General features: G+C 72.0%; 26 protein-coding genes and 1 pseudogene. 15 read left to right on the top strand and 12 right to left on the bottom strand.

All coding sequences use genetic code 11. The features are described 5' to 3' along the window. Window positions 1-978: an alpha/beta fold hydrolase gene (locus NDW01_RS32270; RefSeq protein ID WP_252828135.1), complete on the bottom strand. Its 978-nt coding sequence runs from the start codon at window positions 976-978 to the stop codon at window positions 1-3. Between the two features lie 223 nt (window positions 979-1201). On the opposite strand from NDW01_RS32270, the gene NDW01_RS32265 reads away from it, so the two are divergent. Next, the gene (locus NDW01_RS32265; RefSeq protein ID WP_252828134.1) at window positions 1202-2428 is read left to right on the top strand and encodes an esterase/lipase family protein; all 1227 of its coding nucleotides are present in this window, start codon (window positions 1202-1204) and stop codon (window positions 2426-2428) included. 23 nt (window positions 2429-2451) lie between these two features. Beyond that, the gene (locus NDW01_RS32260) at window positions 2452-3231 is read left to right on the top strand and encodes an alpha/beta fold hydrolase (RefSeq protein WP_252828133.1); all 780 of its coding nucleotides are present in this window, start codon (window positions 2452-2454) and stop codon (window positions 3229-3231) included. 7 nt (window positions 3232-3238) lie between these two features. Here the strand turns inward: NDW01_RS32260 and NDW01_RS44505 are convergent, their stop codons facing one another. The 4 genes and pseudogenes from NDW01_RS44505 to NDW01_RS32245 form a co-directional block, all read right to left on the bottom strand. After that, window positions 3239-3472 carry a beta-xylosidase family glycoside hydrolase gene (locus NDW01_RS44505; RefSeq protein ID WP_406567779.1) on the bottom strand — a complete coding sequence of 78 codons (234 nt, stop codon included), beginning with the start codon at window positions 3470-3472 and terminating at the stop codon, window positions 3239-3241. Between the two features lie 83 nt (window positions 3473-3555). Then, window positions 3556-4932: pseudogene (locus NDW01_RS32255) on the bottom strand (family 43 glycosylhydrolase); the annotation flags it as partial. Between the two features lie 139 nt (window positions 4933-5071). Next, entirely contained in the window at window positions 5072-6655 is a 1584-nt protein-coding gene (locus NDW01_RS32250) for a glycoside hydrolase family 43 protein (RefSeq protein ID WP_252828132.1), read from the bottom strand. 7 nt (window positions 6656-6662) lie between these two features. Continuing rightward, window positions 6663-7712 (bottom strand): LacI family DNA-binding transcriptional regulator, encoded by a 1050-nt coding sequence (locus NDW01_RS32245; RefSeq protein ID WP_252828131.1) that lies wholly within the window; start codon window positions 7710-7712, stop codon window positions 6663-6665. Between the two features lie 212 nt (window positions 7713-7924). On the opposite strand from NDW01_RS32245, the gene NDW01_RS32240 reads away from it, so the two are divergent. The 4 genes from NDW01_RS32240 (at window position 7925) to NDW01_RS32225 (ending at window position 10433) form a co-directional block, all read left to right on the top strand. Then, window positions 7925-8698 carry an amidohydrolase family protein gene (locus tag NDW01_RS32240; RefSeq protein WP_252828130.1) on the top strand — a complete coding sequence of 258 codons (774 nt, stop codon included), beginning with the start codon at window positions 7925-7927 and terminating at the stop codon, window positions 8696-8698. Window positions 8699-8766: 68 nt separating this feature from the next. Next, complete coding sequence (locus NDW01_RS32235; RefSeq protein ID WP_252828129.1) at window positions 8767-9408, top strand: class II aldolase/adducin family protein; 642 nt, start codon at window positions 8767-8769, stop codon at window positions 9406-9408. A 124-nt stretch (window positions 9409-9532) separates the two neighbouring features. Further along, window positions 9533-9940 (top strand): SRPBCC family protein, encoded by a 408-nt coding sequence (locus tag NDW01_RS32230; protein ID WP_252828128.1) that lies wholly within the window; start codon window positions 9533-9535, stop codon window positions 9938-9940. Window positions 9941-10040: 100 nt separating this feature from the next. Further along, the gene (locus NDW01_RS32225; RefSeq protein ID WP_252828127.1) at window positions 10041-10433 is read left to right on the top strand and encodes a hypothetical protein; all 393 of its coding nucleotides are present in this window, start codon (window positions 10041-10043) and stop codon (window positions 10431-10433) included. A 210-nt stretch (window positions 10434-10643) separates the two neighbouring features. Here the strand turns inward: NDW01_RS32225 and NDW01_RS32220 are convergent, their stop codons facing one another. From NDW01_RS32220 to pdhA, 5 genes are all read right to left on the bottom strand, one after another. Further along, window positions 10644-11213 (bottom strand): SUKH-4 family immunity protein, encoded by a 570-nt coding sequence (locus tag NDW01_RS32220; RefSeq protein WP_252828126.1) that lies wholly within the window; start codon window positions 11211-11213, stop codon window positions 10644-10646. 146 nt (window positions 11214-11359) lie between these two features. Next, window positions 11360-11839, bottom strand: a complete 480-nt coding sequence (locus NDW01_RS32215; protein ID WP_252828125.1) for a hypothetical protein — start codon at window positions 11837-11839, stop codon at window positions 11360-11362. Between the two features lie 176 nt (window positions 11840-12015). Then, complete coding sequence (locus tag NDW01_RS32210; RefSeq protein WP_252828124.1) at window positions 12016-13488, bottom strand: dihydrolipoamide acetyltransferase family protein; 1473 nt, start codon at window positions 13486-13488, stop codon at window positions 12016-12018. Continuing rightward, window positions 13485-14486 carry an alpha-ketoacid dehydrogenase subunit beta gene (locus tag NDW01_RS32205; RefSeq protein ID WP_252828208.1) on the bottom strand — a complete coding sequence of 334 codons (1002 nt, stop codon included), beginning with the start codon at window positions 14484-14486 and terminating at the stop codon, window positions 13485-13487. Before NDW01_RS32205 ends, NDW01_RS32210 begins: the two co-directional genes overlap by 4 nt. 17 nt (window positions 14487-14503) lie before the next feature. Then, entirely contained in the window at window positions 14504-15616 is a 1113-nt protein-coding gene (pdhA, locus tag NDW01_RS32200) for a pyruvate dehydrogenase (acetyl-transferring) E1 component subunit alpha (protein ID WP_252828123.1), read from the bottom strand. A 109-nt stretch (window positions 15617-15725) separates the two neighbouring features. Here pdhA and NDW01_RS32195 point away from each other — a divergent pair, with 109 nt between their 5' ends. From NDW01_RS32195 to NDW01_RS32155, 9 genes are all read left to right on the top strand, one after another. After that, window positions 15726-16229 carry an Lrp/AsnC family transcriptional regulator gene (locus tag NDW01_RS32195; RefSeq protein ID WP_252828122.1) on the top strand — a complete coding sequence of 168 codons (504 nt, stop codon included), beginning with the start codon at window positions 15726-15728 and terminating at the stop codon, window positions 16227-16229. Between the two features lie 530 nt (window positions 16230-16759). After that, complete coding sequence (locus tag NDW01_RS32190; protein WP_252828121.1) at window positions 16760-17716, top strand: SIS domain-containing protein; 957 nt, start codon at window positions 16760-16762, stop codon at window positions 17714-17716. Next, window positions 17716-18561: a PfkB family carbohydrate kinase gene (locus NDW01_RS32185; protein ID WP_252828120.1), complete on the top strand. Its 846-nt coding sequence runs from the start codon at window positions 17716-17718 to the stop codon at window positions 18559-18561. Before NDW01_RS32190 ends, NDW01_RS32185 begins: the two co-directional genes overlap by 1 nt. Next, complete coding sequence (locus tag NDW01_RS32180; RefSeq protein WP_252828119.1) at window positions 18561-19463, top strand: transporter substrate-binding domain-containing protein; 903 nt, start codon at window positions 18561-18563, stop codon at window positions 19461-19463. The genes NDW01_RS32185 and NDW01_RS32180 overlap by 1 nt, the downstream gene beginning before the upstream one ends. 33 nt (window positions 19464-19496) lie before the next feature. Next, entirely contained in the window at window positions 19497-20441 is a 945-nt protein-coding gene (locus NDW01_RS32175) for an amino acid ABC transporter permease (protein ID WP_252828118.1), read from the top strand. A gap of 7 nt (window positions 20442-20448) precedes the next feature. Next, window positions 20449-21210 carry an amino acid ABC transporter ATP-binding protein gene (locus NDW01_RS32170; RefSeq protein WP_252828117.1) on the top strand — a complete coding sequence of 254 codons (762 nt, stop codon included), beginning with the start codon at window positions 20449-20451 and terminating at the stop codon, window positions 21208-21210. A 1-nt stretch (window position 21211) separates the two neighbouring features. Continuing rightward, window positions 21212-22192 carry an ornithine cyclodeaminase family protein gene (locus tag NDW01_RS32165; protein WP_252828116.1) on the top strand — a complete coding sequence of 327 codons (981 nt, stop codon included), beginning with the start codon at window positions 21212-21214 and terminating at the stop codon, window positions 22190-22192. 36 nt (window positions 22193-22228) lie between these two features. Beyond that, entirely contained in the window at window positions 22229-23347 is a 1119-nt protein-coding gene (locus NDW01_RS32160; RefSeq protein ID WP_252828115.1) for a LacI family DNA-binding transcriptional regulator, read from the top strand. A gap of 41 nt (window positions 23348-23388) precedes the next feature. Next, window positions 23389-24207: a pentapeptide repeat-containing protein gene (locus tag NDW01_RS32155; RefSeq protein WP_252828114.1), complete on the top strand. Its 819-nt coding sequence runs from the start codon at window positions 23389-23391 to the stop codon at window positions 24205-24207. Here the strand turns inward: NDW01_RS32155 and NDW01_RS32150 are convergent. Both NDW01_RS32150 and amaB read right to left on the bottom strand, forming a co-directional pair. Beyond that, on the bottom strand, window positions 24173-24355 hold the full coding sequence (locus tag NDW01_RS32150) for a hypothetical protein (RefSeq protein WP_252828113.1): 183 nt from the start codon (window positions 24353-24355) through the stop codon (window positions 24173-24175). The genes NDW01_RS32155 and NDW01_RS32150 overlap by 35 nt on opposite strands. A 434-nt stretch (window positions 24356-24789) precedes the next feature. Then, entirely contained in the window at window positions 24790-26322 is a 1533-nt protein-coding gene (gene amaB / locus NDW01_RS32145; RefSeq protein ID WP_252828112.1) for an L-piperidine-6-carboxylate dehydrogenase, read from the bottom strand. Window positions 26323-26351: the final 29 nt, after the last annotated feature.

Here is a 26351-nt window from a genome sequence, read left to right as displayed (position 1 = left end):
TCAGCCCGCCAGGTGCGCGTGGAACAGCGCGGCGAACTCCTCCGGCCGCTGGGCGTACGGGAAGTGCCCGGTGCCGGCCATCACCTCTTCCCGGTAGGCGCCGTAGCGGTCGAGGACCCGCCGGGTCTGGGCCTCCATGGGCTGGGCGGGGAAGGCGTCCTCGCCCGGCCAGCCGGGGACGTACCCGAGCGCGCCCAGGTGGCCGAGGTCGCACATCGAGGTGTCGGAGACGACCGCGTCCCGATCGCCGTGCACCCACAGCACCGGGGCCCGGCAGCCCGAGTCCGGGAAGGCGCTCCAGTCGAAGTACTTCGGCGACATCGTGTTCAGCACCCCGCGGGCGCCGGGCGCGGTGCCGGGCCAGTGCGGGGACGTCGTCGCGTCGCCGGGGTAGTGGTCGTCGCCGACCCGGGTGCGCAGGATGCCGTCGAGCAGCTCCTCCTCGCTCCGCACGGCCTCGGCGCCCGGGAAGTAGAGCGTCCGGACGACGTTGCGCGGCGACACCGGGTGCCCGTCGGTCCGGTCGCCCTCCCGCATGAGCTTGACCAGGTCCGGGTTGGCCGTGCCGCCGCCCGATCCGGCGAAGTCCGGCGTGCAGGGCGTGCCGTCGAGGCGGGTGCCGCCGAAGCCGTACGGGCTGACGGGCGCGACCAGCGTGATCGTCCGCGCGCGCTCGGGGTGCCGGGTGGCCAGGTCCATGACGACGCCGCCGCCCATGGAGTGCCCGACGAGGTGGACCGACTCCAGGCCGAGCTCGTCGAGCAGGGCGAGGAGGTCGTCGCGGAAGTCGCCGACGCCGCGCGTCGCGTCGATCGGCGCCGGGTCGCTGCGGCCGAATCCGCGCAGGTCCGGGGCGATGCCCCGGTAACCGGGCGGCAGCAGGTGCAGCTGCTCCTCCCAGGCGGAGCCGTCGGACAGGTTGCCGTGCACGAACAGCACCGGCTCGCCCTCGCCGGCCTCTCGCGTGTACAGGGTCATGGGTCCTCCTCCGTCGGAGGGGCGACCCGTGGGGACCGCGCCTTCGACTCCCTCGCTCCGCTCGGTCATGGGTCCCCCTTCGTCGGAGAGGCGACCCGTGGGAGCTGCGCTCTCGGTTCCCTCGCTCCGCTCGGTCATGATTCCCCTCCCGACCGGCTCTTGACGGGGTGCGGCGGCACCGCCAAATTAACAGGTGAATCACCTCTCATAAAAGGGGCGGCGGATGCGCAGAATCCTGGTCGGTCTGATCCTCCTGTTGATGTTCGCGTCGCCCCTTCCGGCGTACGCGACGTCCTCGGTCACGCTCGAGGCGACCTACACCAGCGGCCTGGAGAACGGCTGGGGCAAGGTCGAGCGGTACCGCGACACCTCCTCCGGGTTCGCCGCCGAGGACTATCCGCCGGGCGGCGTCGGCGACCAGACCGGGCAGACGCAACGGCTGTTCGGCGGGGTGGCCGAGCCGCACTCGTCGCGGTTCCTGCTGTACCAGGCGCCGAACGCGCTGACCGGTTCGAAGCCCGTGCCGGTGCTGCTCGTGCACGGCGCGAACCAGACCGCCGACCAGGCGTGGGCCAACCCCAACGTCCTCGGCCCGAACGGCTGCGGCAGCGCGAGCTGTCCCTCCACCGGTCTCATGCAGTACCTCGACGGGCGCGGCTACAAGGTCTTCGCGATCGGCTTCCCGCACAAGACCGGCGACGGGTACTACTGGAGCGAGCAGATCGGCGACGCGGTCAAGCTCATCAAGGCCAAGACCGGCGCGTCCCAGGTCGACGTCGTCGGCTGGTCCAAGGGCGCGTTCAACGCCCGCATGTACGTCTCGTCGCTGCGTAAGTCGTGGGGCACCGCCTACGCCGGCGACGTGCGGCAGCTCATCCTGCTCGGCGGGCCGAACAAGGGCTTCGACTGGGGCTTCCGGCACGGCTGGAGCCACGACTTCGCGATCTTCCCGCAGTGCGGCGGCTCCCTCGACGCGCCCGCGCCGCACACCGCGATGGTCTGCTACGGCCTCTGGTACGACGAGACGCAGCTCAGCTACGAGGGCACGGCGTTCCCCGGCGCGCGGCAGATGCTGTACCGCTGGGACGACGTCTACCCGCTGCCGACGACCGAGCAGGACTGGTACACCACCTACTACGGCGGGCAGGGCTACTACACGAGCGGCCGCGGCATCCAGTACAGCATCGACCAGGGCTCGCTGGTGCAGCCGCTGATCGACGCCGGCGTCCCGGCGAGCGTCCCGGTCTACGAGCTGTGCGGGAACTCCCCGACCATGCCGCTGATGCACAATGAGCACACCGGCCCGTCCGACGGCGCGGTGTTCGTCGCCAGTTGCACCAACACCGCCGGGATCGCGAACCGCGCGGCCTCGGCCACCCTGGCCCTCAACCACCTGCAGCTCGGCTGGGACTCCGGCGCGGAGGCCCAGGTGGCCTCCTGGCTGGGCTGATCGAAACAGACGAGAGGACGGCGATGACGACGGGCACGGTGACGGCGGCGGGCGTACGGATCGCGTACGAGGAGGCGGGCGACGGCCCGCCGCTGCTGCTGATCCACGGCCTCGGCTACCCCCGCTGGGGCTGGGAGCCCGTCGCCCCGCCGCTCGCGAAGACGTACCGGGTCATCACGTTCGACAACCGCGGCATCGGCGGCAGTGACGCGCCTCCGGGGCCGTACGACACCGCGACCATGGCCGCGGACGCGGTCGCGGTGCTGGACGCGGTCGGCGTGCGCCGGGCGCACGTGATGGGCGCGAGCCTGGGCGGAATGATCGCCCAGATGGTCGCCCTGGACCACGCCCACCGGGTCGACCGGCTGATCCTGGCCTGTACGACGCCGGGTGGCGCGGAGGCGTACCCGCTGCCGGAGGCGACGCTCACCCTCATCCGCGAGGCGGCCGGCCTGCCGCCGGAGGAGGCGACGCGGCGCCTGACCGCGAACGCGCTGGCGTCGCCCCGTCCCCTGGAGGACCTGCTCGCCCGCAGGCTCGCCGACCCGCAGGACCCCGCGGCGTGGCAGGCGCAGTCGGCCGCCTCACTCGGCCACGACGCGTACGGGCGGCTGGCCGGCGTCACCGCGCCGACCCTGGTCCTGCACGGCACCGCCGACCGTGTCGTCGATCCCCGCAACGCCCCCCTGCTGGCCGAGCGGATCCCCGGCGCGCGGCTGGAGTGGCTGCCCGACCAGGGACACCTCTTCTTCTGGGAGGACCCCGACGGCACGGTCGAACGGGTGCGGCGCTTCCTGGGCTGAGAGGCGGCTACCCCTCGGCGGGGCCCACGCGGAACCAGTCGAACGCCGCGCCGTCGCCCGACGCGCCGGCCGGGGCGGTGCCGAACAGGCCGAGCGTCGCCCCGATCCACTTGCCCGGGGAGGCGGTGAACGGCCCGCCGAGCGGCTGGAGGCCGTGCCCGTCCGCGTCGGCCGCGAACCGGCAGACGCCGCCCGGGCCGACCTCGATCCGCAGCCGTACCGAGGACCGGCCGTGCGACATCGGGATCGGCGCCACCGCGTCCACCTCGGCCTTGCCCTGGGCGGCCGGTGGCAGAGCGCGAGCCCGGACCCGGTCCGCCGCAGCCCGATCCACGCGTAGCCGTAGCCGAGCACGACCAGCCCGGCCCGCGCTCCCGGCGTTCGCGCGTCCAGCGTGAGGGAGGTCGTCGCGACGAACGACTCGGCGGGGAAGCGCTGGCCCAGGACGTTCGGCAGGAGCCGCAGGTCGGCGGTGTCGGCGCTGGGCGGGCAGGCCAGCCGGAGCCGGCCGCCGCGCAGCGACGCCCATGACGGGTCGGAGTCGGCCTGCCAGGTCCACTGTTCGCCGAGCCGGTGGCCGGTGAACTCGTCGCCGCTCGCGGGAGCGCAGATCTTCGAGGGCCGTCCCACGGCGGGCTTGCGGTAGACCAGCACCGGTTCGCCGCGTCCGCTGCCGTCGTCCTGCCCCATCACCGGCCAGCCGTCGTCCCGCCACCGCATCGGCTCCAGGTGGACCACGCGCCCGTACACCCCGCGGTCCTGGAAGTGCAGGAACCAGTCCTCGCCGCGCTCGGTGGTGACCCAGGCGCCCTGGTGCGGGCCGTTGATCGGGGTGTCGCCCTGCGCCAGGACGATGCGGTTCTCGTACGGGCCGAAGACGCTGCGCGACCGGAACACCGACTGCCAGCCGCCGGTCACGCCGCCGGCCGGAGCGAAGATCCAGTACCAGCCGTCGCGCTTGTACAGCTTCGGGCCTTCGAGGGTGCTGTAGCCGGGGATCTCGTCGCCGTCGACGACGATCCGGCCCTCGTCGAGGAGCCGCCGGCCGTCCGGGCTGATCTCGTGAAGCATGAGCCGGTTGTTGATCCCGGCGCGGCTCTTGGCGAAGGCGTGGATCAGGTACGCCCGGCCGTCGTCGTCCCACAGCGGGCAGGGGTCGATCAGGCCGCGGCCCGCCTTGAGGACGTGCGGCTCGGTCCAGGGGCCGGACGGGTCGACGGCGGTGGTGACGAAGATGCCGTAGTCCGGGTCCGGGTAGACGATCCAGAACCGGCCGGCGTGGTGGCGGATGGAGGGCGCCCACACGCCGTTCCCGAGCTGCGGCGTGTCGTACACGTCCCGGGGCCTCAGTTCGGTCAGCGCGTGCCCGATGATCGTCCAGTTCACCAGGTCGCGGGACCGGAGGATCGGCAGGCCCGGGACCCGGTTGAACGTCGAGGCGGTGAGATAGAAGTACGGCCCGACGCGTACGGCGTCCGGATCGGACCAGTCGGCGTTGAGCACCGGGTTCCGATAGCGGCCGTCCCCGAGGTCGGCGACCCACGGAAGGCCGGCCGACCGCCCGGCCCCGGCCGGGACGCCGGTCGTCGCGGCGCGGGCCGTCGCGGCGCGGGCCGCTCCGCCAAGACCGCCGAGGATCGTCGATCCCGCGGCGACGCCGAGGCCCGTCTGGAGCACCCGCCTGCGACTCCGCTCACCCATCCGCGTCCTCCTTCACCGACGTCCCGCCTCTTCCACATGGGAAAAGGTTTTCCGCTCGCGAGTCTCTCAACGAGTCACGTAACGGACAAGGACGCAGGATTCCCCCGGGACGCCGGACCGGCCGTCTCGGGTGCGGGGCTCACTCCAGGCCGCGGTACTCGAACCAGTCGAAGTCGGCGACGTTCGTGCTCGGCCGCCCCGTGGCACTGGCGTACATGCCGAGATAGGCGCCGATGAAGCCGCCGGCGACCTCGGTGCTCAGCACGGTTCCGTCCACCGTGCCGCCGATCGGCCGCCACGGCGAGCCGGGCACGGCGTACCGGAAGGCGTAGGCCTGGTCGTGGGCCTCCACCGCCAGCCGGACCCGGCCCTCGGGCAGGGCCCCCTCCGCGAGCGTCTCGTCGGCCCCGGCGGCCCTGCGGATCAGGTGGAGCACCCGCCGGCCGTCGCGGAGGGTGACCAGGAGGCGGATCTGGAACTCGTCGTTCTGCAGGAGGACGAGACCGGCGCATTCGTTCGCGCCCTGCGGCGCGAAGTCCAGCGCGGTGTGCGCGGCGAAGCGCGCGTGGCTCTGCGGACGGGCGATCAGGCTCGGGCAGGCGTGCTCGGTCACGGTCTCCGGCCGCAGCCGCAGGCGCAGGTGGCCCGGGCGTTCGGCCAGGTCCCAGAACCGCTCGCGCGGCGTACGGAGCACGTTCCAGTGCGGGCCGAGCTCGGGATCCTCGAAGTTGTCGCAGGCGGGCTCGGCGGGCCAGCGGTGCTCGGGCAGGTCGGGGGCGGCCTCGACGGCCTCGACCCGGCCGGCACCGGGGGCGAGGACCGGCCAGTCGTCCTCCCACTCCACCCTCGCCAGGAAGGTCTCCCGGCCCAGGTTGCCCATGACCCCGCCGGACGGCCGGATCCCGAGCAACACCGCCCACCACTCCCCCGTGCCGGTCTCCACCAGGTCGGCGTGCCCGGTCGCGACGATGGGGTGGCCGGTCCCGAGATGGCGGTGGGTCAGGACCGGGTTGCGCGGGTTCCCCTCGTACGGGCCGGTGACCCGGCGCGACCGTGCCACGGTGACGGCGTGCTCCCGCGCGGTGCCGCCTTCGGCCACCACCAGGTGGTAGAAGTCTCCGACCCGGTAGAGGTGCGGGGCCTCCGCCCAGACGGCGTCGTTCAGCGCGCCGTGCCACAGCACGTGCTCCGGGCCGGTCAGGCTCGGCGTCGCCGGGTCGAACTCCCGCAGCCAGACCTCGGTGTGCCCGTCCGCGTCCACGGGCCGGGTCGCGTGGAACCAGACCCGTCCGTCCTCGTCGAACAGCAGCGACGGGTCGAAACTCTCGGGCTCGCCCAGCCAGTGCGGCTCGGACCACGGCCCGGCCGGATCGGTCGCCGTCACCACGAAGTTGCCGGACGGGCCGGTGCCGTCGACCAGCGTGCAGACCACGTAGAAGGTGCCGCCGGCATGGCGGATCGTCGGCGCGTACAGGCCGCCCGACGGCCGGACACCGTCCAGCGGCAGCTGCTCCGGCCGGTCCAGGACGTGGCCGAGCGGCCGCCAGTGCACCAGGTCCCGGCTGTGGTGGATCGGGAGACCGGGGAACCACTCGAACGAGGAGGTCACCAGGTAGTAGTCCGCGCCGACCCGGCAGATCGACGGGTCGGGGTGGCAGCCCGGCAGAATCGGGTTGCGGAAGGCACGTGCCGACGGCGCCGGCCGTCCTGCGGTGCTCACCATGCCCCGATCAGGCGGCGGGCGGGGCGGTGGACAGCCGGACGCGCAGCTCGGTGGCGAGCTCGACGCGCGGGGTCACGAGCGTCTCGCCGTCCAGGAGCTGGAACAGCGTCCGGGCGGCGACCCGCCCCATCTCCTCGAGCGGCTGGCGCACGGTGGTCAACGGCGGCGACAGCCACTGGCAGAGCGGCAGATCGTCGAAGCCGACGACGCTGAGGTCCGCCGGAACGCTGAGACCCGCCTGGCGCGCCGCCTCGTAGACGCCCATCGCCTGCTGGTCGCTGCCCGCGAAGATCGCGGTGGGGCGGTCGGGCGACTCGAGCAGGTCGCGCGCCGCCTGGAACCCGCCTTCGTACTGGAAGTCGCCGTACCGGATGAGGCCGCGGTCCAGCTCGATGCCCGCGCGCTCCAGAGCGGCCCGGTAGCCGTCGATGCGGGCCTGGGTGCAGAGCATCTCCTGCGGACCGCCGATCGCGGCGATGCGCCGGTGCCCGAGGGAGATGAGGTGCTCGGTCGCCGAGAGGCCGCCCGACCAGTTGGTGGCGCCGACGCTGACCAGGTCGGTGTCGGGCAGGTCCACCGGGTCGATGACGACGAGCCCGACCCCCGCCCGCTCGATCTGCGCGCGCTGCGCCGCGGTGATCCGCGAGGTGACCAGGATCACGCCGTCACTGTGGTGCTGCACGCTGAGCGAGGCCCAACTCGGCGGCCGGGCGTCGTCCCCGCGCACGAGCGACACGACGGTGCCCGTGCCGCGCTCGGCGCACTCCGCCTCGACCCCGCGCAGGATCTCCACCGCCCAGGGACTGTCGAGCCCGCTGATCACCACGTCCACCAGGCCGGACCGGCGCGCCCGTCGCACGCCCGGCGGGAGGTAGCTGTGGGCCTTGAGCAGCCGGGTGACCCGCTCCCGGGTGGCCGCGGCGACGTCGGTCCGGCCGTTGAGCACCTTGGACACCGTCGCCGTGGAGACGCCGGCCTCCACGGCGATGTCGGCCAAGGTGGGCCGGGAGCGCCGACCGGTCGTCTGTTCCGATCCCGTTTCGGCTGGACGTGCCACGCACCCCTCCACATCGTCGACCCGTGTGTTTCGAAGATTAGCGCAATCTTTCGACATCCTCCTAGGAGCAGGTCGCCGGGTCAACGACGGGCGGTGCCGACGCGGTGCGAGGAGAGCCCCGGCGGAGCGCGCCCGAAGGCGAGCTCAATGGTTTTCGAAAACTATCGACCGCCCCTGTGCCCCGCGCCCCGTCCTCTGAGAAGATAGCCGACGTGACCAGCGACGAGCGGATCCCGGGTCCCCCGCAGGTGTTCGACGCCCACCTGCACATCATCGATCCGAGCTACCCGCTCATCGAGAACAACGGCTACCTGCCTCCGGCCTTCACCGTCCCGGACTACCGCGCGCGGACGGCGCCGCTGGGCGTCGTGGGCGGCGCGGTCGTCTCCGGCTCCTTCCAGGGCTTCGACCAGACGTACCTGCTGGACGCCCTCCGGCGGCTCGGCCCGGGCTTCGTCGGCGTGACGCAGCTGCCCGTGTCGGTGACCGACGAGGAGATCACCCGCCTGGACTCGTGCGGCGTCCGGGCCGTGCGGTTCAACGTACGGCGTGGCGGCTCGGAGACCCTCGACCACCTGCGGACGCTGGCCCGGCGCGTGCACGCGGTCGCCCGCTGGCACGTCGAGCTCTACATCGACGCGCGGGAACTGCCGGAGCTGGCGCCGGTCCTGCGGTCCCTGCCCGCGGTGAGCGTCGACCACCTCGGCCTGTCCGAGGAGGGGCTGCCGGCCCTGCTGTCCCTCGTCGAGCGCGGCGCCCGGGTCAAGGCCACCGGGTTCGGACGCGTCGACCTCGACGTGGCGAAGGCCGTCCGCGCGGTGCTCGACGTCAACCCGCGCGCGCTGTTCTTCGGCACCGACCTGCCGTCCACGCGGGCCCGGCGGCCGTTCCAGGACGACGACCTGCGGCTGCTCGCCGACCTGGCCGGGCCGGAGCACGTGGCCGGGGTCCTTCATGACAACGCCGCCGCCTTCTACCGGGTGTGACGCGCCGGCGGCCGGCGAGGAGATCGAACAGGCGGCCGGGTTCCGCGCCGCGCGGGGAGGAGTCCGCCATGCTGCTCGGTGAAGTCCGGGAGGAGATCGTCGACACCTGCCGGCGCCTGTCCGCGGCCGGTCTTCTGCCCGGGACGTCCGGCAACGTCAGCGTCCGGGTCGGCGACCACGTCGCGGTGACCCCCAGCGGGGTGGACTACTCCGAGCTGACCCCTGAGCTCGTCGGCGTGCACGCGCTGGACGGCACTCCGGTCGACGCGCCGCTGAAGCCCACGTCCGAGTTGCCGTTGCACCTGGCGGTGTACGCGGCGAAGGAGACGTCGGCGATCGTCCACACGCACTCGACGGCCGCCACGGTGCTGTCGACACTCGTCGACGAACTGCCGCCGATCCACTACATGATCGCGCTCTTCGGAGGCCCGGTCCGCGTGACGCCCTACGCGACGTACGGCACCCGGGAGCTGGCCGACGCCACCGTCCGCGCGCTGCGCGAGTCCACGGGCTGCATCCTGGGCAACCACGGCACGGTCGCGGTCGGCGCCGATCTGGGCGCGGCCCGCACCGGCGCCGAGTACCTCGAATGGCTCAGCGAGCTGTACCTGCGCGCGGTGAGCGCCGGCAAGCCCCGCCTGCTGGACGCGGAGGAGATCGCCCGCGTGGCCGGAAAGCTCTCCGGCTACGGCCAGACCCCACCGCGCTGACCGCTTCGTCGTCGGATGTGACGATCGCCGCAGGACCCGGCCGGTGGTGTCGGCATCGCCGGGACGGGTAGCCGACCGATCAGAGGCGGACGCACCGCCGCCGCCCTGACGGAAGGAGTACGCCATGGCCGAGTACGAGCGGTCCCGTGCCTTCGACGCGCCTCCCGAGCTGGTGTTCGACGAGGCGTCCGACCCTGACACGATGGACCAGTGGCTGCCCGGAGAGGTACACCTGGAGTCGGCCGACCTGCCCGAGGTCACGGTCGAACACGGCTCCGAGCGAGAACGCGCCCTGATGCGCGCCGAACGCGATCAGCTCCGGGTCGAGTGGGGCACCCGCGACACGGGCGAGTACGCCGGCTGGCTGCAGGTCACCGGCATCGAGCCGGACCGCAGCGAGGCTGTCGTCCACCTGTCCTTCTTCGACGAGGAGCACGCGCCGCCCGGCTCCCGGATCGAGCAGGAACTGACCGAGAGCCTGGACCGCCTGACCGAGAAGGTACGCCACCGCAGCGAGCGGTCCGGCGGATAGCGCCCGCATCCGGTGACCGGCCCACCGCCGGTCACCGACGGGCCTCCCGCCCCGGCGAGAATCCCGTTGCGGGACGATCAAGCCCGGTTACCCTGAATCCGTGTGCCGGTACGGGATGGTCGTCTACAAGGTCCACTACGTCTGCGTGCCCTGTCGCCAGAGCCACAAGTATCCGTGGGACGACCGCGAGCACCTGTGCCCGCGCTGCCGCACGCCGATGACATACGCGGGCCACGACTTCGCCGCACCGCGCAGGGGCGACGACCGTAGGTGGGCCGCCGTGGCCGCCGTCCTCGCCGCCGGCCTGCGCTACGAGGGATTCGAGCCCTGCGGCTGCGGCCAGGACCCGAAGTACCGGCCCCGCACAGGCCCGGAGGTCCGTGCCCGCCGCCGAGCAGGCGCCCGCGAAGGTCTCACCGACGCCCAGTCCCTGTCCCTCCGCGACGTCTCCGACGCCCCTCCCCAACCGCCACGAGACCGGCGGTCGCCCTGACAGCCGCCTCGGGCATCGGATCGCCGCGCTGCGTCCCCCTACGAGACGAAGGTCCCTGGCGATTGCTGCCGTTAGAACGCAGCGATCGCCGGCGATCCGCGGCAGAGCCCGCCGGGAGCGATCGGGCGTTCCACGCCGTGGGCGACGACACGCAAGGAACCGCCGGGCTGGACTTCAGCCGGCGCCGGTCGGCTGAGACCGCCCGTTGGCTCAGTAGTAGAGCTGGTACTCGTCCAGGTAGCGCGACCAGAAGCCGTCCGGATCCGAGAAGGGCACCGGGTCCCAGCGCTGCGTGTCCGCGCGCACGATGTTCTCGGCCTCCTCCCAGTCGTCCGGCGACGGCAGTTCCTCACGCCGCGTCGGTGCCTCCGCCATCACCTTGTACAGCACATAGGCCAGCGAGGACAGATCGCTGTTGATGAGCTCATAGTCGACGGCCTGGTCGGGATCGCTGTGCCAGACAGTGCCGTCGTTCAGGTTCACGAAGGTACGCCCGGTCATCATCCAGCCGAGTTGCTGCAGCCGGCCTTTCGGGGTGTCGACCGGCTCCGGCACGTCGTCGCGTTCGGTGACGCAGCCCTCGGGGATCTGCGGATCACGCTCGATCAGCGAGGTGAACGCCCGGAACAGACCATCGGAGTGGCAGACCCCCACCTCGGTCGCGAACCGCAGATCCACGGGATCGCTCCACACCTCCTGGGCGAACTCCCGCCGGAACCTGACCAGCGCACCCTGCGGCTCGGTGTCGATCACCCGCTGCCACTCGACCGTCACTCGCATACCCGTCGCTCCCCTCTGTCGCGATCGCCGCCATTAGACAGCAGCACCGCCGGCGGATTCCCGCCGGACCGCGCCGGAGGCGATCGGCTCTGATGCTCCGGAATGAACAGGTCGAGGTTCGTTCGCTTCGCGGGCCTGGGCGGGGATCAGATGTCGCCGCGATCCCAGCCGGCGTCGAGGTTCTGCAGGAGTTCCCTGACGACAGGACGGTGATGGCCGCCGGCGGATGGATCCTTCGCGACCCTTCGCAGCATGTCCGCCGCCGCCCGTACCCTCTCTACGACGCCCTCGCGCACGTCCACGAGGCCCCGCTCCGGGTCGTCATGGATCCCGCACTCGGGATCGGCCACGAAGCAACCCCACCAGTCCAACAGCGCGTAAAGAGCCTCCATGCGCGCCGGGCCCGGCTGATCGGCGATCACTTCCAGCAACAGGGCGGTCGCAGGCACCGCGGCCGGGTATAGCGTTCCCGCGTGGTCGTTGCTGACCGCGTACCGCAGATTCGCCACCGCCCTGGCGGCGTGCTCGGCCGACCGAGGATCGCGTAGCGCGTCCACGGCGGCCCGAGCGGACACCGGGTCATAGGCGCGCGCATCGGTGATCCGTGACCGATCGACGGCATTCACTGGCACTCCTGGCGTAGGGACGATCAGGATCGTATGGCCCTGTGCCTGTCAGTGATGGAGTCCAGCGCCGGTCCTGTCGCGACTGGTGGCCTTGCCGCCGTCGTGTACACCCGGGCGTGCCGTTCTGGACCGGGCCTCCCCTCACCTGCCCGATGGCGGCGCGGCCGGCGTCGGCCCTACAGGTGGGCCACCAGGAGTTCTGGGCGTTCCACGCAGTCGGCGACGAAGCGGAGGAAACCGCCGGCCACTCCGCCGTCGCAGACGCGGTGGTCGAAGGTGAAGGACAGCTGCGCCACCTTGCGCAGCCGGATCTCCCCCTCGAACGCCCACGGCCGGTCGGCGATCCGCCCGACGCCGAGCATGGCGGCCTCCGGGTGATTGATGATCGGGTTGGAGCCGTCCACGCCGAACACTCCGTAGTTGTTCAGGGTGAACGTTCCGCCGGTGAGGTCACGGGGGTCGAGCCGGCCGGCCCGGGCGGCCTCGGTGCGCTCGCGGAGCCGGGCTGCCAGCTCGGCCAGCGTCAGGCGGTGCGCGTCGCGGACGACCGGGACGACGAGGCCCCGGTCGGTCTGGGCGGCGAAGCCGAGGTGGACCTGCGGAACCTGGACGATCTCGTCGCGTTCGGTGTCGACGTAGGCGTTGAGCTCGGGGAACCTCCGCAGCCCGGCGACGCAGATCCGGGCGAACAGCGCCAGCATCCCGATGCGGGCGTCGGGGAGCGTACGGGCGAGTCCCTCCTTGAGCTCGACGAGGGGCGTCGCGTCGACGTCGACCCACGTGCTCGCGTCCGGGATCTCCCGCCTGCTGCGGGAGAGCTTCTCGGCGATCGTCCGCCGTACGCCCCGGATCGGGACCCGGACGGGGGCCTGGCCCTCCGCCGAATCCACCGGCTCGGGGGCCACGGTCAGACCGGGGGCCGCCGCCGGAGCCGGGACGGCGGCCTCCGGCGCCTGGGCCGTGGCGGTCGTGGCTCTTCCGGGCCTGGTGGCCGCGGCGATGGCGGCGTCGACGTCCCGGCGGAGCACGACACCGCCGGGGCCGCTCGGGGTGAGGGCGGCGAGGTCGATGGCGTGCGTCCGGGCGAGTTGGCGGACCACGGGTGAGATGACGCGCGGCGCCTCGGGCCGTACGGCCGTCCGGGCGGTCGGAGTGACCACCGCGGCGGCCCGGGGGGCCGTGGCGACCTGAGCCGGGCTGGGTTCACGGCGCTGCGGGAGGGAGATCGTGCGCCCGGCGCGGCGGCGGCGTGAGCGGCGGGCCGCGCTCGTGCCGTAGCCGACGAGGACGTTGCCGGATCCGGCGCGTTCCTCCTCGCGGTACCGCTCGTCGCGGGCTGCGGGGCGGCGTTCGTCGGCGGCCGGTGAGCCCTCCCCCGCCGTGTCGTCCGGTCCGGCCGCGACGGTCACCGCGATGAGGGGCTCGCCGACCGCGATGACGGATCCCGCCTCGCCGTACAGCCTCGCGACCGTGCCCGCGATCGGGATGGGGACGTCGACGGCGGCCTTGGCGGTCTCGACCTCGACGACGTTCTGGTCGACGGTGACGGTGTCCCCCGGTGAGACGCGCCACTCGGTGATCTCGGCCTCGGTCAGGCCCTCGCCGAGGTCGGGGAGCCGGAAGATCACCTCAGTGCCGGTGGCGATCACGCGGCACCACCCAGCGGCAGGAAGCGCGGGTCGGGGCGGTCGTCGCGCTGGAGCCGGTCGAGACTGTCGAGGATCCGGTCGACGTTCGGGAGGTGATGCTGTTCGAGCATCGGCGGCGGGTACGGGATGTCGTAGCCGGTCACCCGGAGCACGGGTGCGTGCAGGCTGTGGAAGCAGCGTTCCTGCACGCGGGCCGCGATCTCCGCGCCGACCCCGGCGAACCCGGCGGCCTCGCTGACGATCACGCACCGGCCCGTCCGGCGCACCGACGCGGCGACGGTCTCGTCGTCGAACGGCACGATCGTCCGCAGGTCGACGACCTCCAGGTCCCAGCCCTCCTCGACGGCGGCCTCGGCGGCCTCCAGGGCGACGGGCACGGTCGGGCCGTAGGCGACGAGGGTCGCGTCGGCGCCCTGGCGGCGGATCGCGGCGCGGCCGAACGGCTCGGTGCGCACCGGCAGGGCGACCTGCGACTTCGACCAGTACAGCTTCTTGGGCTCCAGGAAGATCACCGGGTCCGGGTCCTCGATCGCCTCCCGCAGCAGCGAGTACGCGTCGTCGGCCGTAGCGGGGGTGACGACCTTCAGGCCCGGCGTGTGCGCGTAGTAGGCCTCGCTGGAGTCGCAGTGGTGCTCGACTCCCCCGATGCCGCCGGCGTACGGAATCCTGATCACCATCGGGAGGGCGACCCGGCCGCGGGTGCGGTTGCGCATCTTGGCCACGTGCGAGGCGATCTGCTCGAACGCGGGGTAGGCGAAGGCGTCGAACTGCAGCTCGACGACGGGTCGGAAGCCGCCCATGGCCATGCCGACGGCGAACCCGACGATCCCGGCCTCGGCGAGCGGCGTGTCGAAGCAGCGGTCCTCGCCGAACTCCGCGGTGAGGCCGTCGGTGATGCGGAAGACGCCGCCGAGCCGTCCGACGTCCTCGCCGAAGACCACGACCCGTTCGTCTTCAGTGAGGGCGTCGCGGAGCGCGGAGTTCAGGGCCTGCGCCATGGTGGTGGACGGAGTGGTCACGTCAGCGCCTCCTCGGCCTCGAGTTCGGAGCGGAGCGACGCCCGCTGTTCGTCCAGTTGCGGGGTCGGGACGTCGTAGACGTGGTCGAACATCCCGAGCGGGGTGAGCTCGGGGGCGGCGTTCATCGCGGTGCGCAGCCGGGCGGCGAACTCCTCGGCGGCCGTCGCCGCCTCCGCGACGTCCTCGTCGGAGAGGTGGCCGCGGCGGCGCAGGTACGCCTCCAGCCGGGCGATCGGGTCGCGCCGGCGCCACTCCTCGGCCTCCGCGTCGGTGCGGTAGCGGGTCGCGTCGTCGGCGTTGGTGTGCGATTCGAGGCGGTAGGTGTGCGCTTCGACCAGGAACGGCCCGTGGCCGGAGCGCGCGTGCTCGGCGGCGGCGGACAGCACCGCGAGCACCGCGACCGGGTCGTTGCCGTCGATGCGCTCGGAGCGGATGCCGTACCCGATGCCCTTGTGGGCCAGGGACGGCGCGGCGGTCTGCCGGTCCAGCGGGACCGAAATGGCGTACTGGTTGTTCTGCACGAGGAATACGACCGGCGCCTTGAACACGGCGGCGAAGTTGAGCGCCTCATGGAAGTCGCCCTCGCTGGTCGCGCCGTCGCCGACGCAGGCGAGCGCGATGCGGCCGCTGCCCTTGCGCTGCTCGGCGTAGGCGAGGCCGGCGGCGTGGACGGTCTGCGTCGCCAGCGGGGTGCACTGCGGCGCCACGTGATGGCGGTGCGGGTCGTAGCCGCAGTGGGCGTCGCCGCGCAGCAGGGCGAGGACCTCCGTCGGCTCGATGCCGCGGGTCACCAGCGCCATGGACTCCCGGTATGTGGGGAAGAACCAGTCGCCGTCCTGGAGGGCGAGGACGGCCCCGACCTGGCAGGCCTCCTGGCCGTGGCTCGACGGGTACACGGCGAGGCGTCCCTGCTTGGTCAGCGCCGTCGCCTGGGCGTCGAACCGTCGCCCCACGACCATCGCGCGGTACGCCCGGCGGAGGGTCTCCGGGCTCGGCAGCGGATAACGGGGCCGGCCCCGTACCGCCGCTCCGGTGTCGGTGAGGAAGCGGACCGGCCGCTCCGAGGGGAGCAGCGCCTCCGGGCCGCCGTCGTGCTGTCGATCCGTCATCCGGCCCCGCCTTCCTTGCTCGGCCAGTGCTAGGAATATCGATTGAAATAGGCCAAAAGACCAGTAGGCAGCCGGAAACACGGACGAACTGCTCGACCAGGGGGCACTCATGGATCATCTGTCCTTCGAGGCGACGGGCGACCCCGGTTCCGCCGGACGAACGGCGGCCCCGCTCGACGACGTGGATCGCGCGATCCTCCGCGAGCTGGAGAACGACGGCCGGATGTCCATGCGCACCCTCGCCGAGCGGGTGAGCGTCTCGCGCTCGAACGTCTACGCGCGGGTGGAACGGCTCGTCGCCGAGGGCGTCATCACCGGCTTCACCGCCCGGATCGATCCCGTACGGACGGGGCTGGGCACCGCGGCGTACGTGCTGCTCACGATCGAGCAGCACTCCTGGCGGGAGGTCACCGCGCGGCTGCGCGAGGTGCCCTACATCGAGCATCTGGCGTTCGTCGGCGGCGACGTCGACCTGGTGATGCTGGTGCGCACGCCCGACAACGTCACACTGCGCGACGTCGTCCTCGCCCGCATCCACGCGCTCCCCGGCATCCGGTCGACGCGCACCTGGCTCATCTTCGACGAGGCGGCCGGCAGCCGTCGCCTCCACTGACGCGATCGCGAAGACCTGGGACCGTCGTTTCGGAACCGGCGACGGCCCCCATCACGGCGCGATCTCGTCGCCCTGCCCGCGCGGCCGGCGAGCGGACGGTGAAGGCCGGTTGTCACGAGTCGTGTTCTGATCGCCCTTATCCGCGCGAGGACGGTCATCACGCTCACCGGCTGCGGGTTCTCCCGGACGACGGCCGGCGCGTGCGGTGTCTTCAACGCCCATTCACCGGATCGGCGTGAACCTTTTCGTAAAGCCGCGAGCGGCATTTCGCCGCGTACCCGCGATGCCTCGCGCCGAATGGCGACGGCACCGGCCGGGGCGGGTGCCGGCCCGGTGACGCCGGGGCCGGGGGCCGTGGACCGCGCGGACCGGCTCGCGATGAGGTCTTGACGGGCCCGCGAGAGCAGGAGCATCATCACCCCCAATCTGAGATCGTTCTCACATTGGAGCTTGCATTGAGCCTGGTACGCCAGCCCGTCCGTCCCCTGGCGCCGATTCCCGATACCCTCCGTGGCGATGTCGACGTTGCCGTGACGCCCGAGATCGAGGCCGAGGTGACCGCCTTCGTCGAGAAGGCCCTGAAGCCGACGACCCGGGTCATCTACCTCGTGGGCTGCGGCGGCTCGCTGTTCATGTTCGGGGCGATGCGCTTCATCCTGGAGCGCTCCCCCATCCCCGCGGTGGCGCTGAACGCCGATGAGTTCATGCTGCGCAGGCCGTCCGCCCTCGGCCCGGACTCGATCGTGATCGCCAGCAGCACGAACGGCGGCACCGCCGAGACGGCGCGGGCCGTCCGGTTCGCCCGTGAGGCGGGCGCGCCGGTGCTGCTCGTCACGAAGGACCCGGAGAGCCTCGTCGCCAAGGAGGCGGCGGACATCGTCCTGCACCGCAGCGTCGAGGCCAAGCAGGTCCTCCAGGGGCTCATCGCGTACGCCCTGCTCAAGGCGCAGGGCGTCGCCGACGACTACGACGACGCCGTGGCCGCCTTCCGCTCCTGCTCGGCGGCGTTCGAGAAGTCCGTGCTGGAACTGGACGACCGCCTGCGCGACATCGCGGCGGCGTGCGTGGACGAGCCGTGCGTGTACGTCCTCGGCTCCGGCCCCCTGGAGGGTGCGGCCCAGACGTTCGCGGCCTGCTACCTGCAGGAGATGCAGATCAAGCACGCGGTCGCCACCGGCTCGGGCGAGTTCCTGCACGGCGCGTTCGAGGTCGTCGACGGCGAGGTGCCGGTGATCCTGCTCCTCGGTGAGGACTCCACGCGCCCGATGGGACAGCGGACGCTGAACTTCCTGGAGCGCTACAACCACCGCAACCACGTCATCGACGGCGCGTCCCTGTCGCTGCCGGGCGTGCCGGCGGAGCTGAGGGCCACCGTCGGGGCGTTCATCATGGCCAGCGCGGTCACGGCCCGGCTGGCGCAGCACTTCGAGGCGTTCTCGGGCCGCCCGCTGACCGACCGCCGCTACATGTGGAAGGTCGAGTACTGATGCGGCTCGCCGCCGTCGGTGACAACATCATCGACTGCTATCCGGAGACCGGGCACATGTACCCCGGTGGCAACTGCGTGAACGTCGCCGTCCACGCGGCACGCGCCGGCGCCCGGTCCTCCTACGTCGGATCGGCCGGGCGGGACGAGCGCGGCGACCAGCTCGCCGCCGCCCTCCTGGCCGAGGGCGTCGACGTCTCACGCCTGCGGCGGCCGGCCGGGCCGACCGGCTACGCCACGGTGGTCAACGTCGGCGGCGAGCGCACCTTCGGGCCGTACGACCGGGGCGTGGCGCGGTTCCGGCTCGACGAGGAGGACTTCAAGTTCATCGCGGCCCACGACCTGGCCCACTCCAGCTACTCGGCGCAGCTGGAGGACCAGCTGCCGGCCGTCGCCGAACGCGTGCCCCTGTCGTTCGACTTCGACGAGCACACCGGCGACGAGTACGCCGCCCGGCTGATCCCGCACGTCACGTACGCCTTCTTCTCCGCCTCCCATCTCAGCGAGGCCGAGACCGGCGATCTGCTGCGCTGGGCGTGCGGCCAGGGCGCCCGCGTCGCCCTCGCGACCCGGGGATCGGCGGGCGCGCAGCTCTTCGACGGCCGCGAGCTCCTCGCGGAACCGGCCGCACAGGTCGACGTGGTCGACACCCTCGGGGCCGGAGACACGTTCATCGCCCATATGCTGACCGGCCTGACCTCGGGTTTCGGGAAGCAGGAGACCCTGCGGCGCGCCTGCGCGCACGCCGCACGGGTCTGTACATCCCTCGGTGCCTTCGGGCACGCCAGACCGATCACCTCCGACCTGACACGGCACCTGTCCGCCACAGCAGCAAAGGAATCATGATGACCGGTACCCGTGGTGGCCGCGCGAGCGTGGCCCTGGCCGCGCTCACGGCGTGCGCGGCGCTCTTCCTGTCCGCCTGCGGCGGCAACGACTCCAAGTCCTCCGCCTCCGGGACCTCGCCGGCCGCGCAGGCGGCGGACCCCGCGGTCGCCAAGCTCGTGCCCGCGAACCTCAAGAGCGCCAAGGTCGCCGTCTTCGGGGACTGGGCTCCGGAGGAGTACGTCGAGAACGGCCAGATCAAGGGCTGGAGCGTCGACGTGGCCAAGGCGATGGCGGCCAGGATGGGGATGACCTTCACCTACCAGGCCACCGGCTTCGACGTCATCATCCCCGGGCTGAACAACGGCCGGTACGACCTGGCGGTGGCCTCGCTCGGCGTGACCCCCGACCGGCTGCAGAGCCTGGACTTCGTCCCCCTGCAGAAGGAGGGCACGGCCTTCGGCTGGAAGAAGGGCGCGGGCCTCGACATCACCAGGCTCCAGGACGTGTGCGGCAAGTCCGTCGCGGTGCTGACCGGGGCGTGGGAGTACAAGTACCTCACCGACAACAACGCCAAGATCTGCGGCTCGAATCCGATGAGGATCGAGCAGTTCAAGGACCAGCCCTCCGCCGAGCTGGCCGTCACGTCCGGTCGCGTCCAGCTGGTCGCCGCCGGATCCGGCAAGCTGAAGTACAGCGCCAAGCAGAGCGGCCGGCTCGACACCTCCAGCCTGCTCGTCAACGCCGTCTACAACGGCCTGGGCGTGAAGCAGGGCAGCCCCCTCGGGCCGGCGCTCAAGGCGGCCCTCCAGTCGGTCATCGCCGACGGCACCTACGCCAGGATCCGCGCCAAGTGGGGCGTCAGCAGCCAGGGCGACCTCAAGACCGCCGTCCTCATCACCAAGGCCCACCCCGAGGGCTGAGCCGCCCGGGACCCCTCTGACCTGAAGGAGTCGATGATGACGATCGCGGGCAGCCCCGCCGACCAGGCCGCGCAGGGCGGCGGGTTCCGCAGTGCCGAGGGCGCGCGCAAGGTTCCGCTCCGGCATCCGTGGTGGTGGGTCGGAGGGGCCCTGCTCATCCTGGTCATCGGGATGTTCGTGCAGCTCCTCGTCACCAACAAGAACATGGACTGGTCGACGGTCCTGAGGTTCCTGTTCGACGGCGAGATCCTCAAGGGGCTGCTCAGGACCCTGGAGCTGACCGTCCTCGCCATGGTGATCGGGCTGGCCCTCGGCATCCTGCTGGCGGTGATGCGGCTGTCGGCCAACCCCCTGTTCCGGGCCGTGAGCTGGCTGTGGCTGTGGTTCTTCCGCGGCGTGCCGCCCCTGGTGCAGATGGTGTTCTGGTTCAACCTGGCGACGCTGCTCCCGAAGCTCAAGCTCGGCATCCCGTACGGGCCCGTGCTGGCGTCGTGGGACACCAACACCGTGATCTCGGCGTTCACGGCGGCCATCCTCGGCCTGTCCCTCACCGAGAGCGCGTACGCCGCGGAGATGATCCGCGCCGGCATCCAGGCGGTGTCGAAGGGGCAGACCGAGGCGGCGCTGTCGATCGGGATGTCGCGGTTCCAGGTGATGCGGCGGGTCGTGCTGCCGCAGGCGCTGCGCATCGTCGTGCCGCCGATCGGCAACGACCTCATCTCGATGCTGAAGTTCACCTCGCTGGTGAGCGTCCTCGCCACGCCGGACCTGCTCTACAGCGCACAGATGATCTACTCCCGCAACTACAAGACCATCCCGCTCCTGCTCGTGGCCACCATCTGGTACCTCGTGCTGACCACGCTGCTCACCGTGGCCCAGCAGCAGGTCGAGAAGCGGCTGAAGACGACGCACCACCGGTCCGGCGCGATGAAGAACGTCAAGCGGCTGCGGTTCCTCCCCTCGTTCGGAAAGGCGTGAGCCCGTCATGGTCCCTCTCCTGCGGGTCGAGAAGGTCAACAAGGCGTTCGGCGCGAACCACGTGCTGCGGGACGTGTCGCTGGACGTCCACGCCGGTCAGGTGCAGTGCGTCATCGGCCCGTCCGGGTCCGGCAAGAGCACGCTGCTGCGCTGCGTCAACCGGCTGGAGGTCCCCGACAGCGGGCACGTCTACCTCGACGGGCAGCCGATGGGCTTCCGCTGGAAGGGCGACGCCCTCCGCGAGATGACCTCGTCCCAGCTCGCGGCGCAACGCCGCCAGATGGGCATGGTCTTCCAGGGCTTCCACCTGTTCCCACACCGCCGGGTCATCGAGAACGTCATCGAGGGACCGGTCGTCGTCGGCGGCGTGGACCGGGCGACCGCGCGCGAACGGGCGATGGAGCTGCTGTCCAAGGTGGGCCTGGCCGACAAGGCCGAGGCGTACCCCGACTCGCTGTCCGGCGGGCAGCAGCAGCGCGTCGCGATCGCCCGCTCCCTGGCCATGCGGCCCAAGCTCATGCTCTTCGACGAGCCCACCTCCGCGCTCGACCCCGAACTCGTCGGTGACGTCCTCGCCGTCATGCGCGACCTGGCCGACGAGGGGATGACGATGGTCGTGGTCACGCACGAGATGGGCTTCGCGCGCGACGTCGCCGACCACGTGGTCTTCATGGACGGCGGATGCGTCGTGGAGGCCGGCCCGCCGGGGCACATCTTCGGCGCGCCCGAGCACGAGCGCACCCGCTCGTTCCTGGCCCGGGTGCTCTGAGGTGGAGACCCTGATCCTGTCGGACGCGCAGATCCGGGCCGCCGTCGGCGCCGCCGACGTGGTGGACTCCCAGGATCGCGCCTTCCTCCTGGCCGCCGAGCGCGGGCGTGTACGGTCGGCGCAGGCGCACTACACGACGTTCGCGCCGGACGGCATGGCGTTCGTGCACGGCGCCGCCGCCGACGGGGAGACCGGCGTCGTCTTCAAGACCGGCACCCAGCATCCCCGCAACGCGGACCACGGCCTGCCGACCGTGCACGCGACCGTGACCGTGCACGACCCGGACTCCGGCCGGACCGTCGGCGTGCTGAACGGCGCGACGATCACCGCGCTGCGCACCGCGGGCGGTCTGGTCGCGGCGGCGCGGGCCCTGTCCCCCGGCCGGCCTCACACCGTCGGCGTGCTGGGCGCCGGCGCGCAGGCCACCGAGTTCGCCCTCCTGGCGCACGCGCTGCTCCCGGTCGACCGGTTCCTGATGTGGAGCCCCCGCCTGCAGACCCTCGGCCGGGCGCACCTCGACCAGCGCCTGGCGGACCTGCCGGTCGAGGTGGCCGCGTCACCACGGGACCTGTGCGAGCGCAGCCGTACGATCGCCGCCTGCACCCTCAGCCGTACGCCGGTGATCGAGGGAGCCTGGCTCAGTGCGGGTACGACCGTACTGACGATGGGCTCGTACGCCCCCGACCGGTGCGAGATCGACGTCGCCTGCTCCGCGACGGCCGCCCTGACCTTCACCGACCTGCCCGAACAGGCGCTGCGGTCGACCGGGCCGGTGCTGGAGGCCGTACGGGCGGGCGTGCTGAAGGAGGAGGCGGTGCGTCCGCTCGCCGAGGTGCTGCGCGGTGATCATCCCGGACGCGCCGGCGAAGCGGAAACTGTAGTGTTCCACAGCAACGGCCTGGGGGTTCAGGACGCCGTGCTGGCGTGGCGGGCGTACACCGCCGCCCGCGCGAACGGCATCGGCACCCGGGTCGACCTGTGAACACGCCGCCTCCGCACGACACAGAAGGAACTCAACGTGGCGACTGAACCCGGCTCCCGGGAACGCCCCAAGCGGTCGCGGCCCAACATCAACGACGTCGCGAAGCGCGCCGGCGTCTCACGGGCGACCGCCTCCCGCGTGCTCGGCGGATACGGCTACTCCAGCCAGGAGGTCATCGAGCGGGTGAACCAGGCGGTCCGCGAGCTCGGCTACGAGCCGGACCGCATCGCCCGTACGATGCGCAGCGGAAAGTCCGACGTCATCGGCTTCGTCTGCGCCGACATCTCCGACGCGTTCTTCTCCGCCGCCATGCGCGGCATCTGCGACGTGGCGCTGCGCGAGGGCTCCCAGGTCATCGTCATGAACACCGACGACCGGGCGAGCCAGGAACGACAGGCCACCAAGGTCCTGCTGTCGCACAAGGTCGACGGCATCATCATCACCCCGATCGCGGTGCGCGAACACGGCCACATCGACGCCGTCACCCGCGCCGGCGTCCCCGTCGTCTCCCTCGACCGCCAGCTCAGCGACAGCGGCATCGACAGCGTCGTCGCCGACAACGAGGCCGCGACCGCCGCCGCGATCGGCCACCTCATCGGCCTCGGCCACCGCCGCATCGCCCTCCTCTGCTCCGTCCAGCCCGAGGAGCCGCCCGCGCTGCGCATCGGCAAGGTACGCGCGAGCGTCGCCGGCCCGTCCCGGCCCTCCCACGACCGGGTGCGCGGCTACCTGCGGGCCCTGTCCGCGGCGGGCATCCACCCCGACCGCGACCTCATCGCCCTCGTCCCGCACGACGAGCCGAAGCGCCGCATGCAGGCGGTACAGACGATGCTCGAGCTCGAGGACCCGCCGACCGCGCTGTTCACGGCCGACAGCTACATGACCAAGAGCGCGTTCTCACTGCTCTCCGAGCGTGGCATCGCCATCCCCGGCGACATCTCCCTGCTCGGCTTCGACGACCTGGAGTGGACCACCCTGGTCCGCCCCCGGATCTCCGTCGTCGTGCAGCCGTCGTACGAGATGGGCCGCGCCGCCGCCGAGCAGCTGTTCGCCCAGATAGCCCGGAACGGCGCCCCGGAGGCCGACGCCCGCGGCCGCCGCACCGTCGTCCCGGCCCGATTCCTGGAACGCGACAGCGTCGCCCCCTCCCGCTGACGTCCGCTTCGCCTGTCGGTGCCGACTGCGAGACTCCGCACATGCACGATCGCGTGACCGCCCGCGGAGAACTCCGGGGCGGACGATTCGACCTGCCCGCCGGAGTGTCCGCCGTGATCTTCGACCGGGCACGGATGGTGGACGTGAGCTTCTCCGCCATGGAGTTCACCGACTTCATGGTCCACGGCAGTGAGTTCGAGGGATGCGACTTCTCCGGGACCGCCTTCGACCGATTGTCGATGGGCGCCACCTGCGTGCGAGGACCGTGGGACGGAAGGAACTGGCCGCAGTCGGTCTTCCGGACCTGCGTGTTCCGGCGTACACGCTTCGCGAGGAAGGTCTTCTTCGGCAACGTCCGGTTCGAAGGTTGCGTGTTCGACCGTTCCCGTCTCAGGGAGCAGGTGTTCACCTCCAGCGCCGAGTTCGTCGACTGCGCCTTCCTCGGCCCGGTGAAGAACATCGACTTCTGGGGCCGTCCGGCCCAGCATCAGGCCGCGCTGGGCAGGAGTCACAACGACTTCGCCGGTAACGACTTCACCGGCGCCGAGCTCGACCACATCGCCTTCCACGACATCGACCTGCGGGCTCAGCGTTGGCCCGGCCCGCCCGACTACGCGCTCGTCGACCGGATCAGCGAGCGGGTGGCGGCGGTGCTGCCGTTGGTGGAGCGGTGGCCGGACGCGCACTACCGGGAGGAGGCACGCTCGAGCCTGAAGTGGCTCGTTCTCACAGCGCGGGGTCGGACCGGCGATCAGGCGCTGGTGAGCCCGAACGACATGGGCCGCAAGCTGCCGCCGCCGCTTCGCAGGGAGCTGTTCGAGGCGCTCAGACGCACATCCAGCGATACATCCCCTGTTTGAGTCGCATCGCCTCGCGGGCCGGGTTCCGCAGGTCCGTGATGCGTTCGAGTTCGAACGCATCGAGCAGTTCGTCCTCTGCGTAGCCGTGCAGCCTCGCGTCGTCTACGGCCGCGAGCGCGGCCACGGTATCCGGTGCCATCCGCTCCACGACCGCCCCCTCGCCGTCGTCGGTGACGACTCCGCTGTCACCGAACTCGCTGAGGTCACGCCCGCCAGCCGGGCCGACGCCTCGGAGTTCACCGTGAAGTAGTCGGCGAGAACACCCATGGCGTGCGATCCTTATCCGTGCTCTAAGGCGGCCGCCTCCTGCGCGCGGGGGCGTCGCCGTCGCCGTGGTCGCGGTGCCGCCGTTGTGGTCTCCTTGCCGTCGACGCTGACGAATCAATGACCGGTTCGCCGGGCCTGTGACGTCAACACCGGCGTCACAGTGGCCCACCGACCCGGCTCAGGGACTTCGCGCGTCGCGCAGGGCGGCCTTGCACCCCCCTTCGTACGACGCGCCCGGCCGGGCTGCGCTGTCCGACGGCTCGCGGGACCGGCCCGACGTCCGGCCCGCCGGGCCTTGGCGGGCCAGACGCTCGGTCAGACGGTGAATTCGACGCCCTGGGCCAACGGGAGTTCGCCGGAGTAGTTGATGGTGTTCGTGGCGCGGCGCATGTAGCCGCGCCAGGCGTCGGAGCCGGACTCGCGGCCGCCGCCGGTCTCCTTCTCTCCGCCGAACGCGCCGCCGATCTCGGCGCCGGAGGTGCCGATGTTGACGTTGACGATGCCGCAGTCGGAGCCCTCCGGCGAGACGAACAGCTCCGCCTCGGCCTGGTCGCGGGTGAAGATGCTGGACGACAGGCCCTGGGGCACCGCGTTGTTGAGCGCGATCGCCTCCTCCAGGCTCTCGTACGGCATGACGTACAGGATCGGGGCGAAGGTCTCCTGCGTGACGATCTCGGTCTGCTCCGGCATCCGGACCAACGCGGGCTCGGCGTAGTACGCGCCCGGGGCCTGGTCCGCGAACCTGCGCCCGCCGCCGGCCACCAGCGTGCCGCCCTGGGCGACGGCCGCGTCCAGCGCGCCGCGCATCGCCTCGTACGCGCGCTCGCCGATGAGCGGCCCGACCAGCGTGCCGGCTGTGAGCGGGTTGCCGATCGGGAGGCGGGCGTACGCGTCGGCGAGGCGGCCGACGAGCTCACCGACGACGTCGGTGTGGGCGATGACGCGGCGCATGGTCGTGCAGCGCTGGCCGGCCGTGCCGGCGGCGGAGAACACGATGCCGCGCACGGTGAGGTCCAGGTCGGCCGAGGGGCAGACGATGGCGGCGTTGTTGCCGCCGAGTTCGAGCAGAGAGCGCCCGAAGCGCTCCGCGACGCGCGGGCCGACCGCGCGGCCCATGCGGGTCGAGCCCGTCGCGCTGACCAGGGCGATCCCCGGGTGGTCGACCAGAGCCTCGCCGACCTCGGGGCCGCCGACGAGGACCTGGCTCAGGTTCTCGGGGGCGCCCTCCTCGGCCGCGGCGCGGTCCAGGATCGCCGCGCACGCCAGGGCGGTGAGCGGGGCGAGCTCGGACGGCTTCCAGACGACCGGGTCGCCGCAGACGAGGGCGATCGCGGTGTTCCACGACCATACGGCCGCGGGGAAGTTGAACGCGCTGATCACTCCGACGACGCCCAGCGGGTGCCAGGTCTCCATGAGCCGGTGGCCCGGCCGCTCGGAGCTGATCGTGCGCCCGTACAGCTGGCGGGACAGGCCGAGGGCGTAGTCGCAGATGTCGATCATCTCCTGGACCTCACCGAGCGCCTCGGAGGTGATCTTCCCGACCTCCAGGGTGATCAGCGTGGCGAGGTCCTCCTTGTGCTCGGTGAGCAGCCGGCCGAACCGCTTGACCAGCGCGCCCCGGACCGGCGCGGGGACCCGGCGCCAGGCGAGGAACGCCTCCCGGGCCCGCGCGACGGCGTCGTCGACGGCGCCGGCGTCGACCCACCGGAAGGCGGCCAGGCGCTCGCCGTTGATCGGCGAGGTGGTGTCGACGCCGGCGCCGAGCGCGTCCACGTCCACACCGCAGCGCTTCGCGGTCTCTCGCGCCAGCGCGGCCAGCTCGTCGGTGCCGGGCAGCGTGGTCACCATCAGGGTTCTCCCTCGGGTAGTCGGTTGTC

It is taken from the genome of Actinoallomurus soli (assembly GCF_024055715.1).
Classification (GTDB): domain Bacteria; phylum Actinomycetota; class Actinomycetes; order Streptosporangiales; family Streptosporangiaceae; genus Actinoallomurus; species Actinoallomurus soli.
This window is presented reverse-complemented; position numbering and strand designations above follow the sequence as displayed.